This window comes from Candidatus Eisenbacteria bacterium (assembly GCA_005893275.1).
GTDB lineage: Bacteria > Eisenbacteria > RBG-16-71-46 > SZUA-252 > SZUA-252 > WS-7.
Genome location: VBOW01000042.1, coordinates 60,689 through 74,869, shown reverse-complemented (window position 1 = coordinate 74,869; position 14,181 = coordinate 60,689). Strand labels below are relative to the sequence as shown.

Genomic DNA, 14,181 nt, shown 5'->3' with positions numbered 1-14,181 from the left:
GAGCCCGAGCCCGCCGCTGATCCAGGGCCGGACCTTTCCCCTGCTCGGGAATCCGTAATCCACGGCCATGGTGAGCGGGGTGATCCCGACGCGACCATCTGCGAACTCCTCGCCGAGGCGGTGGTAGGCGATGCCCCAGGAGAGAAGCGTATTGCGGCCGACCCCGTAACCGATCGAGGCGCCGAGCCCCCACCCGGTATTGACCTCATTATCGAGATCTCCGGTCGGAGCGGAAATGCCGGCGTGGAAGCGGAGCATCGTGCGTCCCTCGAAGCCTCCGCGCCAGGACCGTTCGCGAGGGTTACGCGGCGAATCGCGGTAAGGATGTTCCGACGCTTCTGCATGTCCGTTCAACGACACCGTGAGCAGGAGCACGAGGCTGGCGCTGCAGGTCCAGATTCCGCGGTTCATTCGACTCCTCCATGGATCGAGGTTCCGTGCGACCCCCTGGGACCTTAAAGTGTAGCATCACGACGCCGGGCCCCGGTAGGGACCGGCCGCCTTGACGGTTCCCGGCGCCGCATGGTCTACTGGCGCGACGTCACATTCCACGAGGAGCGCCGATGCCTTTCTCCCTCGCACCGGCTGAGGTTGAGCCCCCCGAGGCGGAGCCGGTCCCGCTTCATGAGGCGTATCGCGCCTGCGAGGAAATCGCGCGGGCGCACTACGAGAATTTCCCGGTCGCGTCCCGGTTCCTTCCCACGGACCGGCGGATTGCGCTCGCCGCGATCTATGCATTTGCGCGCCAGGCGGACGACATCGCCGACGCGCAGGCGCCGAGCGAGGACCGGCTGCGCGCGCTCGATGCGATCGAGGCGGCCCTCCTCAGGGCGGTCGACGGCGCCCCGCAGGGGGCGATCTTCACCGCGCTGGCGGACGCGGTCGAGCGGCACCGACTCCCTGTCGAGCCCTTCCTCGACCTCCTGCACGCCTTCCGTATGGATGCGCGCGACGCGACGTTTCCGACCTGGGACGATCTGCTCGCCTATTGCCGCGGCTCCGCCAATCCGGTGGGGCGTCTCGTGCTCGCGCTCCACAACGTGGAGGATCCGGAGGCGGTCCGAGCTTCTGATGCGGTCTGCACCGCGCTCCAATTGACGAATTTCTGGCAGGACCTCGGACAGGATCTCGCGCGCGGCCGCCTCTTTTTTCCGCTGGAGGATCTGAACCATTTCGCCGTGGACCCCAAGGAGCTCACGCGCCCCTCATCGCGCGCGGCGCTCTCCAGGCTTCTCACGCACGAATGCCGCGCGACCAGGGACCTCTTCGCCCGAGGCGCCCCGGTCGTCCGCGCGACCCCTCTTCTACTCTCGATCCACCTGCGCGCGACCATCGCCGGTGGCCTGGCGATCCTCCGGGCGACCGAGCGCCTCGGCTGGCGTGTGCTCGAGCGGAGGCCGAAGTTGAGCGGCCCCGCCCGGGCGGGGATCGCGATTCGAGCACTCATCGGGCTCGATGGCTAACGCGCGCGGGTCATCGAGGGACACCCATTTCGCGCTCGCGTTCCACGCGCTCCCCCCCGACCAGCGCGATGCAATCCGCGCGGTGCACACGTTCAGCCGGGAGGTCGACGACAGCGTGGACGAGGAGCCGGATCGAGATCGCGCGCGGGAGGAGATCCTGCGCTGGCGCGGCGAAGTCGCCGCGTGCTATGAGGGAGAGCCGCTGGAGCCCGCCGCACGCGCGCTGCGGCCGCACCTCCGGCGGTTCCGCATTCCGCGCCTCTACCTGGAAGAGCTCTTATCCGGTGTAGAGATGGATCTCACCCATCTTCGCTACGCGACCTTCGAGGAGCTCCGGCGCTACTGCTACCGCGTGGCCTCCGTCGTGGGGCTCATCTGCCTGCGCATTTTCGGCGACGAGGAAGAGCGGGGGAGAGCGTACGCCGAGAATCTCGGGCTGGCGCTCCAGCTCACGAACATTCTCCGCGATCTAGGATCGGATCACGCGCGCGGAAGGATCTATCTCCCGGGAGAAGACCTCCGAGCCTTCGGCTACCCGGAGGACGCATTCGCGCGGCGAGAGCGGAACGACGCATTCCACGAATTGATGCGCTTCCAAGCCGCGCGCGCTCGGGGATTTTTCGCCGCCGCGGCCCACGAGGCGGCCGCTCTCGATCCCAAGCGGATCCTGGCGGCCGAGATCATGGGCCGGATCTACCAGCGTTTGCTCGCCCGGATCGAATCGTCTGGATTCGACGTCTTTCGCCGCCAAATGCGCGTTCCCTTCCGCGAGCGAGCCTGGATCGCCGGGAGCGCCATCCTCGCCGCCCACGCGGTTCGATGAGCCTCCACCCGGAGGTCGTCGTCGTGGGGGCGGGATTCGCCGGTGTCGCTGCGGCGACCGCGCTCGCGGAGCGGGGCGCGAGGGTGCTCGTGCTCGAAACGCGGCAGCGCCCCGGCGGGCGTGCCACCTCCTGGACCGATCCCAGAACGGGCGAGATCCAAGACAACGGCCAGCACGTCCTGGGGGCCTTCTACGACGAGACGCTTCGTCTCCTGCGGCGGCTCGGCACCGAGACCGCGCTCCAGGTGGACCCCACCTTTCACCTGCGTGTCTGGGAGCGAGGGCGCGGGATGTTCGAGCTTCGTTGCCCCAATCTGCCCGCTCCCCTTCACTGGCTCGCGGCCGTCGGGACATGCTCCCGGCTTTCGGGCCAGGCGAAGCTCCTGGCGCTCGATCTTCCAAGACACGTCCGCGCACTCATCTCGCGGAACGGGGACGGCTCGACGCTCACGGTCGGTGGATGGCTCGCGAGGATCGGCGGACGCGAGGACCTTTTGGCGCTGCTCCGCCCGCTCGCGCTCGCCTCGCTGAACGAGGACCCGGAGGATGGATCGGCGGAGCTTTTCGCCGTCGTCCTCGAGCGGATCTTCAAGAGCCCCGCGCGATCGAGCGGGCTGGCGCTCCCGCGGCATGGTCTGGGGGAGCTGGTGAGCGGCTTCGAGGAGTACATCGCGAGGCGGGGTGGAGAGGTACGATACCGCTCGACCGTCCTCGGGCTGCGCATCGAGGCGGGCCGGCTGACCGGGCTCTCGCTCTTGGGCGGCGGTCGGATCGAGGGCAAGCGGATCATCCTCGCGGTGCCCCACGACCGGGCGGGGTGGATGCTCGCGCCGGAGCACTTCGGCGACTGCCGGGAGATCGTGCGCGTTCCCTGGTCGCCCATCGTCTCCACCGTCCACACCTACGACCGGCCGATCTTGCCTTCCCGATTCGTCGGGCTCGTGGGAACGCATACCCAGTGGGCGTTCGACCGTGGAGGGGCGGGAGGGGAGCGCCGGTACCCGGTGGGCACGGTCCGGAGCGCCGCCTTCGAGGATGCGGAGCGGCCGGGCCGGGCGATTCTCGAGGAGACCGCCGGGGAGCTGGCCGAGGCGTTTCCTGCGGCGCGCGAGGCGACGCTCCTGGACGCGCGCGTGTACAAGGAGCGGCGGGCGACGATGCGCTCCCTTCCCGGCGTTCAACGCTTGAGGCCCCCCGCCGAGACCCGTGTGCGCGGACTTTATCTCGCGGGGGATTGGACCAGGACGGGGCTTCCACCCACGATCGAAGGCGCCGTCCTGAGCGGACACCGCGCTGCTTCGCTCGCAGGCTCCGAAGGGGCGTCATGAACGGCGGTCTCCGGGCGTCCATCCTCCGCTGGTACGTGAGGCACCGGCGCGATCTCCCTTGGCGGAGGACACGCGAACCTTATGCGATCTGGGTGAGCGAGGTCATGCTCCAGCAGACCCGGGTCGAAACCGTGATTCCCTACTACCAGCGCTTCCTGCGTCGGTTCCCCGGGGTGGAATCGCTCGCGCGGGCGCGCGGAGCGGACGTGCAGGCCTCCTGGTCCGGGCTCGGGTATTACCGGCGGGCGCGCCATCTGCACGCCGCGGCTCGAATCATCGTTCGCGAGCATTCAGGGCGGGTCCCCTCGAATCGGGACGCGCTCCTGTCGCTGCCAGGAATCGGGGAATACACCGCCGGCGCCATCGAGAGCATCGCCTTCGGGCATCCTGCTCCCGCGGTGGACGGCAACGTCGTCCGGGTGCTCGCGCGGATCCACGGGTACAAGGGAGGGCGTGACTCCGCAAGGCTCAAACACGCCGTTACCGAGCAAGCGGCGAGACTGGCCCCCGGACCGCGGGCGGGAGACTGGACGCAAGCCCTGATGGAGTTGGGCGCGCGGATTTGCCTCCCCCGCGATCCACTCTGCGAGCGGTGCCCGGCGGCGCGTTCTTGCGCCGCGCGACGAAGCGGAACGCCGGACCGATTCCCCAAGGCCTCGGCGGCGAGGGCGCCCCGGGCGGAGCGCCGGCTCCTCCTTGTGGCGACCTCCGGGCGCAGGATCCTCTTAGTTCCCGACGAGGCCGATTCATGCGCGACGTGGACATTGCCCTACGCGCGGCTTCTCCGCGTCTCAGCCTCATCCGCCGCACGGGCACTCGCGAGGAGACATCTCCCCGACCCTTCGGCGCCGGAAGGGCCGCGCGCCACCTTTCGACACCGCACGTTCTCGTGTGATTCAACCTATGAAGTCTGGTGTTTGGACCTCGGCCCAGGGGGGGCGCCCGCGCGTCGCCCCCAGCGCGCCGCGACGAGCCTCGGGGCAGCGTTCTGGGCCACACCCGGGGAATTGCGCGGGCTGCCGGTGCGCGCCCATACCTTGAAGGCACTCAGCAGCTTGAACGCGATGGCCTGAGCGATGAGCGCGTGGTATAATCAGCGCGGCGTTTCAACTTTTGCTTTCCACCGGATAAAAATTCGTCGAGGTCTCCCTGCATGTCTCGTCTCTTCCCGTGGGCTAGGCGAGCATTCATGCCCGTCGCCCTGCTCGCCTGCGTCGCGCTCAACCCCCATCTCGCGGGCTCCGCTCCCCTCTCCGTCCATCCGGCCCTGAAGAACGTTCGGGCAGGCGAGGCAATCTCCGAGCGATTCATGTCGCGTGATTCCCGGGGCGGGGTTCTCGTCGATCTCATTTTGGAGGGAGATGTATCGGCCGAGGCTCTGCGCAGCAGAGGGATCGAAGTGAACACGCGGGTGGGCCGCTTTCTGACGGCCCGCTGCCCGCTACCCCTCCTCTCCCAGCTTCTGAATCTGCCGGGAATCGAGCGCGTCCAGGTGGCCGAACGGTGCACGCCGAACCTGGATCGGAGCGCGGACGACGTGCGGGTCACCGCGGTCCGGACCCTGCCTCCGCCCGCCTTCTCCGGCCAGACCGGCGCCGGGGTGCTCGTGGGAGTCGTGGATACGGGCATCGACTATGGACACGGCGATTTCCAGAAGCCGGACGGCACGACCCGGTTGGTCTCGATTTGGGACCAGACCGCCGGAGCCGGGCCGCCCCCTCCTGCGGGATTCACCTACGGCGCGGAGTGGCTCCCGGCCGCGATCAACGCGGCGACCTCCTCCGAGGACGACACCGCGGGGCACGGATCGCACGTCATGGGAATCGCGGCGGGGGACGGCAGCGCGACCGGCAACGGCAGGCCGGCCTTTACCTACGTCGGCATGGCGCCTGAAGCCGACCTCTGCATGGTGAAAACCACTTTCATGACGACCGACATTGTGGACGGCGTCCATTACATCTTTCAGAAGGCCGACTCCCTGGGGAAGCAGGCGGTCGTGAACTTGAGCTTGGGAACCCAGGAGGGTCCGCACGACGGCACGCTCGACATGGACCTGATGCTGGACGCCCTGACCGGGCCCGGGAAGATCATCGTCGCATCGGCCGGAAACGCCGGCGAGGACAACCTCCACGGGCAGGTCAACCTGGCCCCCGCGACGCCGCAGTCCATGACCATGATCGTGCCCGCGTATACAAGGAATCCGGGGACGGCGAACGATTTTCTGCTGTTCTCGGGCTGGTATGAGAGTGCGAACCAGATCTCGCTCACGATCACCACCCCGGGCGGAACGACCCTCGGCCCCGTCGCGGCCGGAACCTCGCTTCAGAATCAGAACACGGTGGACGGATGGCTCAATATTTTCAACGGAACCACGTTCCCGCCGAACGGTGATCGCGAAATCTATATCGAGCTGTTCGACGGCCTATCGACTCGGCCACCCAAGAACGGCACCTGGACCTTCACCTTCACTCCGGTATCGCTGGGTGCGCCGGGCCGCGTGGACATGTACCTCTACGCCAACAATCTCGGCGACGGAAGCCAGCTCGCGAAATGGAGCCAGAATGTCGTCTTCGGCGGTGTCGTGGGCTCCCCGGGCGATGCGGACTCCGTGATCGCGGTCGCGGCGCACACGACCAAGGCCTGCTGGGATGCGGTCGATGGCCTCTCGTATTGCTGGAATCCGCAGCCTACCGTCGGCGCGATCGCTTCCTTCTCGAGCCAAGGTCCCCGGCGCGACGGCGTGCTCAAGCCCGACCTCTCGGCCCCGGGCTTCGGCGTCACATCCTCCTTGTCCGCCAACTACCCCGCCCAGACCGCCCTCATCGCCACCGACGGCGTTCATCTGAACTTCGCGGGAACGAGCATGTCCGCGCCGCACGTCACCGGCGGGACCGCGCTCTTGCTCGCGCAGGGGGCGTGGGCCAACTCGACCCCGTCCCGGATCCGGTCGCGCCTCCAGAGGACCGCCCGCGGCGACGCATTCACCGGGGCGGTCCCGAATGTCGTCTGGGGCTATGGAAAGCTCGACCTCGCCGCCGCTCTGGCGACACCGATGACCCTGGTTGTTCCGCACCCCGCGAAGGGGGACGTGTATGCGGTCGGGAAATACGATTCCGTCAACGTCGCCGTGACCGGGTTCACGGCCGACTCGATCAACATCTCGCTCTCGCAGGATGGAGGCGCGAGCTATCCGACGGCGCTCGGCACCCTCTACAACGTCGCCCCCGGTCCTCCCGGAAACCTCATTTTCTTCGTGGACAATTCGATGGTCACCAGCCAGGCGAAAGTGCGGTCGGTGGCTCACCAGGGAGCCACGGCCCTCACCGCGTACTCTGACAGCCTCTTCTCGATCGCGGTCCTGAGCGCGGTCGAGACCGAAACAGGGACGGTCGCGCTCCCGGCGCGTTTCGCGCTCGAGCCGAACATGCCGAACCCGTTCAATCCCATGACGACGATCCGCTTCGAGGTGGATCGCGCCGGGCCGGTGGTCTTGCGGGTCTACTCGGTGAGCGGCGCCCTGGTCCGGACGCTCTTTCAAAAGCAGCTCCCGGCGGGACATTACCGAGCGCAATGGGACGGCCGGGACGAGCGGGGCCGCCCGGTTGGATCCGCGGTCTACGTCTACCGCCTGTCCGCGGGCGGACGCGACCTTGCCCGGAAGATGAGCCTTCTGAAGTAGCGGCGGCAGCGCCCGCGCTATACCCCGAACGCCACCGGGTCCCACTCGACGCCCAGCTCCGACGGCGGGGCCATGTAGCCCGCCAATGCGGAAGCGGCGACGACAGGCGGGCTGGCGAGGTAGCCCTCGCCGCCGACACCCATCCGGTTCTGCCAATTTCGATTGAACGAAGTGATCGCCCGCTGCCCTTTCGTGAGCGAATCCGGACCCTGTCCGAAGCAGGGTCCACACCAGGATTGCCGTATCTCGCCTCCCGCGGCGCGGAACACCGACGCGATGGATTCGCCCTGCAAGCGTGGATCGGGTCGCTCGATCAGCCGTTTCACCGTTCCGCTGCCCGGGAATATCACGAACTCGGCTCCTTTCGCGACACGCTCGATTCCGCGCATCCGCGCGGCCCGGAGCACGAGCGCCGCCTGGAGAAGGTCGTCGTAGCCTCCGTTCGTGCAGGAGCCGATCAGCGCCTTGTCGAAGGTGATCCGCTCTTTCGCTACCTCGTCGGCCGGGAACGCGTTTCCTGGACTGAACGGTTTGGCGATCATCGGAACGACGGAGGATAGATCGAGCTCCTCGTCGATCTCATAGCGGGCGTTCTCGCCGGGGCTCACTTTGGGATAGGGCAACGCGAAGCCACGTTCCCGATACCACGCCTCGGTGACTTCGTCCTGGGCGAAGATGCCGTTCAAGGCCTCTCCTTCAGCCATCATGTTGGCGATCGTGTTGCGGTACGGAATCGGCAGCTCCAGGTTTTGGTCGACGAACTCGACGCTCATCCCCAGGGACTGCTTGGCGCCCCAGCCGTGGAGAAGCTTCAAGACGATGTCTTTCCCGCTCACCCAGGGCTGAAGCTTCCCCGCAAAAACCACGCGCCGCTGCTTCGCGACCGTGCAGTAGATGGTGCCGGTCGCCCACCCGAACCCCAGGGTGGTGCTCCCCACACCGATCCCCAGGGCGCCGTAGGCGCCGTAGGCGCGGCTATGGGAATCGGCGCCCGGATAAAGCCCGCCGGGAGTGATGAGCCCCTGCTCGGGAAAATAGAAATGGAAAATCCCCGTGCCGGGGGGCGCGTAATGCGGCGCTCCAATCCCGTGCTTCTCCGCGAACTCGCGTGAGATGGAGGTCTGCTTTTCGTCCGATTCCTTTCCCGTAAAAACGAAATGATCGTTCGCGATCGCGACGCGCAGCGGCTTCGCATCGGCGGACTCTGTGATCTGGTGGAACGTGTGGATCGCAAATGGCGCGGTCCCGTCCGAAGCGGGGAGAAGATCCGCGAAGACCTGCAGCGTCGCCCCCGGCTCCACGTCCGCGCGCTTGTCCACCCGGTGCGCCCAGATGATCTGCTCGGTGCTCGTCATGGAGCGCGCGGCGGCGTTGTCCGCGAATTCGACCCTCATGGGCTTGATCCCCGCTCGAAATTCGCGTCGTCCCAGCGCGAAGATCCCGCCGCTCCGCCGGATCTCTTCTTCTTTGGGAGTGAGCGGAGCGGGCGCGTAGGTCTTGCCTCGGGAGAGATTCCGGAGGCTGCGGGTCACGGGATCGAATTCGAGCTCATCTTTGTCCTGGACGTCCTCCACCGCCTCCGGGCTCTGGATGAAATGGAGCCCCAGGTTGAGCGCGTTTCGGCGGAAGATGTCTCCGAGGCCCCCCCCGCAGACGATCACCATTTCGAGGCCGGCCTCGTCTGCGATCCCCTTGAGCCCCGCCGGAGACATCTCGCGCGAGGAGCCGATCGCAAAACGATCCCCCGCGATCAGGAAGCTCTCGCCCCGGAGAACGCGCGACCGGAAGTCCGGCATGAGGTATCGGAAGGCGCCCTCCTTCCAGCGCCTGTCCAGGGTGGCGAGGCTCTCGGAAACGCAGTCGGAGGCCGGGGTGATCTGATCGGTGTCGATCGCGTCGAGCTTTTTCCCGGGACGTTTGGGGTCCCAGAATATGAGCGCGCGCCCGCGGATAGGCTTCATAGTGGAGATTCTATCCCGCCGCGGGGAGGGAGGCTAGCGGCCGGCCCGGAGCTCGTCGAGGGCCCCCTCGAAGGCGCTCTGCACCGTGTCCATCGGCTCTTCCTGAAGAGCCCCGCGGATCGCCGCCTCCGCGCGGGAGGATTTGAGCTTCGCGAGCGACCGCGCGGCCGCGGAGCGGACCCGGAACCAAGGATCGCGCAGGAGCTCGATCAAGCGGGACTCGACACGATCGTCCGCGATCCCCAGCTTCGCGAGCGCTTTGGTCGCAGCCTCGCGCGCCTCGTTCCGGTACTCGGGCCGGGTGTGGTCGAGCAGGACCGGAATGGCGCGCGGGTCTTTGAGGGAGGCCATTCCGTCGAAAATGAGCTGCTTCAAGATGTCGCGGTGGCTCTCGCGGCCGACCGCGGAGCGGAGAATCTCGAACGCGTCCTGCCGTTTCGCCCGGGCGATTCCGAGAAGGGCCATGCCCGCGTTGTAGGGGCTTTCCTCCGAGGCCACGGTCCGGGTCAAGTGCTTCAACGCGTCGTCGCCGCCGATCCAGCCGAACGCCCATGTCGCCGCGCGCCGGACGCGCGGCTTCTGACCTTTGGCCAGATCCGCGATGCGATCGACAAGACCGGGATGGCGCGCTCCGATCTCGCCCAGCGAGGCGAGCGCCGCGATCCGGACGCCCCAGAACCGGTCGCCCCGCGCGGCCCGGACGAGCGCCGCGGTCGCCGCCTGGTCCCCGTATGCCACGAGCTCGCGGGCGCAACGGATCCGCTCCAGCACGAACGACGAACGGGTGAGGCCGAAACGCAACTCCTCGCTCGATCGCGGAAAGTCCATGAGCTTCATGACATCGTGCTCCGGGTCGAGCGCGACGTAGCGAGGCTTCGCGGGAAGCGGGATCTGGATCGTTCCCTTGCGCTCCTTGATGTCGATCGGGAGCCTGAGGCGCCGCTCGCCGACGGCGAGCTCGAGAATCGTGGGAATGCGGAAGACGGACGGGGTCACCTCGTCCGCCTCCTGGACCTGCTCCACGCTCAGGAAGAGCGCCTTGCCGGCGTCATCCCATTCACGGCTCACCTTGAGCTCGGGATGGCCGCCCCGGTGGAGCCACTGATCGAAAAACCAGGAGAGATTGCGCCCGGACTCCTCCTCGCACGCGCGGCGGAGGTCGGAGGTTTCCACGGCGCCGAACGCATGGCGCTCGAGGTAGCGCTTGAGGCTGCGGCGCCAGACCGCGTCCCCCAGCGTGGCGCGAAGCATATGAACGACGCACGCGCCTTTCTCGTAGAGGTGCCGATCGAAGATGTCGGACGGGTAGCGGTATCGCCGCTCCACGATCGGGCGGCGGTAATCGCCTGAGTCCTCGACCAGGTATGAGCACATGTGCTCCAGCCGCGCGAAGTCGGCTTCGTCGCGGCCGTGCTCGGCCTCCCAGAAGACCACCTCGGAGTAGGTCGCGAAGCCTTCGTTGAGCCATCCCTCCGACCAATCGCGGCACGTCACGAGATCTCCCCACCACTGGTGGGCGAGCTCGTGTGAGATCAGGGTCTCGTACGTCTGGTCTTTCGCCTCCTCGGGCGTCTGGAGCGCGCGCACGGTGAGCGTGGTCGCCCCGGTGTTCTCCATGCCCCCGAAGGTGAAATCGAAGACGGTGGACTGGGCGTACTTCGGGTAGGGGTAGGCGTATCCGAAAACCTTGGCGAAGGACTCGATCATGGTCGGTGTCTTGCGGAAAAGCTCGCGCCCCTGCGCTTCGCGCCCCCGCGGGACGTATCCATGAAGCGGAACCTTCCCCGCCCGGTCGCGAAGCTCGACGAATTTCCCGACCACGAGAGAGATCAGATACGCCGGGTGGGCTGTGTCCTGGCGCCAGTGATAGGTCACCGTCTTCCGGCGCGCGTTTACGCGGCGCCCGATCAGCCTGCCGTTTCCGATCGCGCGGTAGCCCTGGGGAACGGTGGCGATCATCTCGAGGGTCGCGCGGCTCTCCGTACTCTCGAGGCAGGGAATCCACCAATGGGTGTCGTCCGCCTGGCCCTGCGACCAACCCGCGACGTGACGGTCCGATTCGGCTTCGGTCGGGCCGACGAAGAAGAATCCTTTGCGGGGCCGGGTGGAATAGGCGATATCGATCGTGGCCCGGCGCCCGACCCCGAGCGACCTCGGAAGGTGAACCCGGAGCTTCTCCCCTTCGGTTTCGTGCCGCGCCGCCCTCCCCGCAACGGCGACCGATGCGATGTTCAGCTCGCCCGCGTCCAAAACGGCCTCGCGAATCCCGTCCCGAATCGCTTCGAGGGTGAGGGAGGCCCGGCCGCGGAGCTCGCGAGATTCGAGATCAACGTCGAGGACGACTTTGTAGTGCCGCACGTGAAATTCGAGATCGCGACGGGGCTTGGGCTCACCCTTCCATGGCTTTCGACCCGACGGGGGAAAAGGATCGAACGGAGGCGTCTCCGGTGCGGCTCGCCTTCCCAAGAAGAGCGGATGGTACAAAAGATCACGCAAAGCCATTCAGACCTCCGGGTCCGGGGCAAGCTCGGAATCCTCTACGACCGCGGGGAGGCGTGTCAAGGATGAGCCGAGAAGGTAGAATGGGGCGATGGAGATTCAGACGGCGGTCGCCGCGATAGGCCGCGTGTTTCTCGATTCGGCCGTGGAAATCGTCCCTCTCTTCCTGGTCGCGCTCCTCGTCGGAGCGCTCATCGAGGAGTTCGTCTCCCAGCGGTTCATCGCACGATTCCTCACGGGAAAGAACCCGGGAACGATGTTTCTGGCGGCTGTGGTCGGCGCGCTGATCCCTCTTTGTACGTGCGGAATGGTCCCGCTTGCGGTCGCGCTGCGCCGACGCGGCGGCGACCTCAAGCACACGTTCGGGTTTCTGACCGCCGGAGCCGCGGTGAGCATTCCGGTGCTGCTCTTGACCTGGAAGCTGATCGGGGCCACCTGGCTGGGTGTCCGGCTCTTGGCTTCCGTCGCGCTGGGCCTCTTGGCGGGCTATGCGAGCGTCTTCGTGCTCCGGGGTGCGGACGCGCGCTCCTTGGAACCCGTGGCGGGAAGGGACGAGAGCGCGGCGATGTACGGCGATACGCTCGGGCTCAAGCCTGTGGGCGTGACATCCCGCCTCCGTTCCGTCTGGGGCTGTTTCCTGGGCCAGCTGCGGGAGTACGCTCCGTGGGTCTTGGTGAGCTTGGCGCTCGCGGCGGTCGTCGACGTGCTCGTGCCCGGGCACTGGGTGCATATCCTCTACGGCCAGAGGACCACGGTCGGCTCCCTGCTTGCTTCGATCAGCGGCATTCCCTTCTACTTCTGCTCCGGGGCCGAGCTGCCGCTCGTGAAGGAGCTCCTCTCCAAGGGCATGGGCTTCGGACCTGCGACCGCGATGATGCTCGCGGTCCCGATCGTGAACATCCCGACCCTCGGGGTCGTCGGGAAGTGGATCGGTCCCCGGGCGGCCCTGGCCTACCTTGCGCTCATCGTCGCCGGCTCGACCCTCCTGGGCGTCGTGGCTGGATTCTTCAGCCCTTCCTAGGGGGCCTCGACGGTCGGATCTCGACCGCGCTCGGAAGCGTCCGCGGATCCTGGTTCAGGAGGTCGAGGACGATGCGTGCGATGTCGCGCGGCCGGATCTTCCACTCGTCGTCGGGACCGGGCGCAGTTCCGCCGAAATGTGTCGCCACGCTGCCGGGCATGAGGTAGCTCACCTTGATCCCGTCGTATCGGACTTCCTGCATCAGCGCTTCGCTCATTCCATTGAGGCCGAACTTCGACGCGTTGTACGCGGTCGCGGAAGGAAACGCGTTTTTCCCCGCGAGGCTGGATATATTGAAGATGTACCCCCCTCCCTTCCTCCTCATGCGCGGTATCGCCGCGCGCGAGCAGAGGAATACGCCCGTGAGGTTCGTCTCGATCACGCTGTTCCATTCCTCGAGCGACATCTCCTCGAGATTCCGAAAGAGACCGATTCCCGCGTTGTTGACGAGAATGTCCAAGCCTCCGAACGCGCGTTCCGTCTCGGTGAAGAGCGCCGCAACCTGGTCCTCACGGCGCACATCGCAAGGACGCGCGAAAACGCGCCCCGGATACCCCCGCTCCAATTCCTTCGCCGCGGCTGCGACCTCGTCGGCGTTCCGAGCGGAGATCGCCACCCTGGCTCCCGCCTCCAGCAACCCTTCCGCGACGGCCCGGCCGATCCCCTTCGTGCTGCCCGTCACGACCGCGGCCTTATCCCTGGCTCCACTCCCGTTCATAGAATCTCCTCGAGCGCTTGCTTGAGCTCCGCCAGCTTTCCGGTGAAGAAATGGTCCGCCCCCCTTATGATTTTCACGGTGACCCTGCCGGTCCGCTCCCATTTTCGCGTGAGCTCGGCGAGCGCGGCCGGGCTCCCGTACTGGTCGCGCTCCCCCTGGACGATCGCCAGCGGCCAGGGCACCCGGTCCAGGAAATCGAACGCGCGGTCCTCCGCCGCGAGCCCGAGCGCGATGAAGCGCTCGACGTCCGGATCCCCGAGCGCCCACTGAAGCCCGATCCACGCCCCGAAAGAAAACCCCGCGCCCCATAGCTCGCGCCGTGCGGTCCGCTTCCTCGCGAACGCCGCCGCCGCGGCCATGTCTCCCGTCTCCTCGTTCCATCCGGAGTAGGCGCCCTCGCTCCCACCGACCCCGCGAAAATTGAATCGCAGCGTGGGGTGTCCCGCCTGATCGAGGACGCGATAGAGGGTGTACACCACCTTGCTGTGCATCGAGCCCCCGTGCGCGGGATGGGGATGGGCAATGACGGCGGAAGGAAGGCCGCGGCCGGGATCCGACCAGAGTCCTTCGATCCTTCCCGCGGGGCCCCGGAATTCGACCGGGCTGACTCGACGAGCGGCGGGGACGGTCGGTTCCATGGGCTGATTCCTCTTTCACGCGCGGGCAATTCCAGCGTTTTCGAGGACGAG

11 protein-coding genes are annotated in these 14,181 nt (G+C 67.1%); 6 read left to right on the top strand and 5 right to left on the bottom strand.

Translation table 11 applies throughout. The features are described from left to right. The coding region (locus tag E6K76_09155) for a hypothetical protein (GenBank protein TMQ58064.1) at positions 1 to 411 on the bottom strand (411 nt) is incomplete at its 3' end. Positions 412 to 563: 152 nt separating this feature from the next. On the opposite strand from E6K76_09155, the gene hpnC reads away from it, so the two are divergent. The 5 genes from hpnC (at position 564) to E6K76_09130 (ending at position 7,293) form a co-directional block, all read left to right on the top strand. Further along, positions 564 to 1,463, top strand: coding sequence for a squalene synthase HpnC (gene hpnC / locus E6K76_09150; protein TMQ58063.1), 900 nt, complete (start codon positions 564 to 566; stop codon positions 1,461 to 1,463). Beyond that, positions 1,456 to 2,286: a squalene synthase HpnD gene (locus tag E6K76_09145; protein ID TMQ58062.1), complete on the top strand. Its 831-nt coding sequence runs from the start codon at positions 1,456 to 1,458 to the stop codon at positions 2,284 to 2,286. Before hpnC ends, E6K76_09145 begins: the two co-directional genes overlap by 8 nt. Then, complete coding sequence (locus tag E6K76_09140) at positions 2,283 to 3,614, top strand: FAD-dependent oxidoreductase (GenBank protein ID TMQ58061.1); 1,332 nt, start codon at positions 2,283 to 2,285, stop codon at positions 3,612 to 3,614. The genes E6K76_09145 and E6K76_09140 overlap by 4 nt, the downstream gene beginning before the upstream one ends. Further along, positions 3,611 to 4,687 carry an A/G-specific adenine glycosylase gene (locus E6K76_09135; protein ID TMQ58060.1) on the top strand — a complete coding sequence of 359 codons (1,077 nt, stop codon included), beginning with the start codon at positions 3,611 to 3,613 and terminating at the stop codon, positions 4,685 to 4,687. The genes E6K76_09140 and E6K76_09135 overlap by 4 nt, the downstream gene beginning before the upstream one ends. 80 nt (positions 4,688 to 4,767) lie before the next feature. Continuing rightward, a complete protein-coding gene (locus E6K76_09130) occupies positions 4,768 to 7,293 on the top strand; it encodes a hypothetical protein (protein ID TMQ58059.1) in 2,526 nt (841 codons plus the stop codon). Between the two features lie 17 nt (positions 7,294 to 7,310). On the opposite strand, the gene E6K76_09125 is transcribed toward E6K76_09130, so the two are convergent. Beyond that, a complete protein-coding gene (locus E6K76_09125; protein TMQ58058.1) occupies positions 7,311 to 9,254 on the bottom strand; it encodes a hypothetical protein in 1,944 nt (647 codons plus the stop codon). A gap of 33 nt (positions 9,255 to 9,287) precedes the next feature. Next, entirely contained in the window at positions 9,288 to 11,756 is a 2,469-nt protein-coding gene (locus E6K76_09120) for a hypothetical protein (GenBank protein TMQ58057.1), read from the bottom strand. Positions 11,757 to 11,844: 88 nt separating this feature from the next. Here E6K76_09120 and E6K76_09115 point away from each other — a divergent pair, with 88 nt between their 5' ends. After that, positions 11,845 to 12,774 carry a hypothetical protein gene (locus E6K76_09115; GenBank protein TMQ58056.1) on the top strand — a complete coding sequence of 310 codons (930 nt, stop codon included), beginning with the start codon at positions 11,845 to 11,847 and terminating at the stop codon, positions 12,772 to 12,774. On the opposite strand, the gene E6K76_09110 is transcribed toward E6K76_09115, so the two are convergent. Continuing rightward, complete coding sequence (locus E6K76_09110; GenBank protein ID TMQ58055.1) at positions 12,761 to 13,492, bottom strand: SDR family oxidoreductase; 732 nt, start codon at positions 13,490 to 13,492, stop codon at positions 12,761 to 12,763. The two genes, E6K76_09115 and E6K76_09110, sit on opposite strands and share 14 nt — an antisense overlap. Beyond that, positions 13,489 to 14,130 (bottom strand): alpha/beta fold hydrolase, encoded by a 642-nt coding sequence (locus E6K76_09105; protein ID TMQ58054.1) that lies wholly within the window; start codon positions 14,128 to 14,130, stop codon positions 13,489 to 13,491. The genes E6K76_09110 and E6K76_09105 overlap by 4 nt, the downstream gene beginning before the upstream one ends. Between the last annotated feature and the right edge of the window lie 51 nt (positions 14,131 to 14,181).